Below are 357 nucleotides of genomic sequence, written 5' to 3'. Positions count from 1 at the left end.
TCAGGTTGAGCTTCCAACCATCACCATGAGCCTTGTAGCCCCAACCTTTAAAGCGTTGAAATGGTTTAAAACGTGGGAATCCAGCTTTCTTATCACCTTTTTTGAGCCGTCTAAAAAAACCGTCAAAAGCCAGTGCAACACGTTTTAATGTGACTTGCTCACTCTGAGCATTAGCATTGAAAATGCCATGCGCTTTACGATTATTACGCCACAGAGTGTTGATTTTGCACTGTTCGTGAAAGTTAAGACTGTAATTAGAATCACGATATGTTTCGATGCGATCACGTAAAGCCCAGTTGTACAACTGGTGATGGTGGACAAACAAATCCATCAGCGATTCTTCTTGAGAAACTGATG

General features: G+C 41.7%; 1 pseudogene. It reads right to left on the bottom strand.

The features are described 5' to 3' along the window. Positions 1–357 (bottom strand): annotated as a pseudogene (locus AAEZ18_RS18475) (RNA-guided endonuclease InsQ/TnpB family protein); the annotation flags it as partial.

Origin of the sequence: Pseudoalteromonas sp. 19-MNA-CIBAN-0066 (assembly GCF_040308705.1) — a bacterium.
Lineage (GTDB): Bacteria > Pseudomonadota > Gammaproteobacteria > Enterobacterales > Alteromonadaceae > Pseudoalteromonas > Pseudoalteromonas nigrifaciens.
The sequence above is the reverse complement of the archived record's forward strand: the minus strand, read 5'-3'. Positions and strand labels throughout refer to the sequence as shown.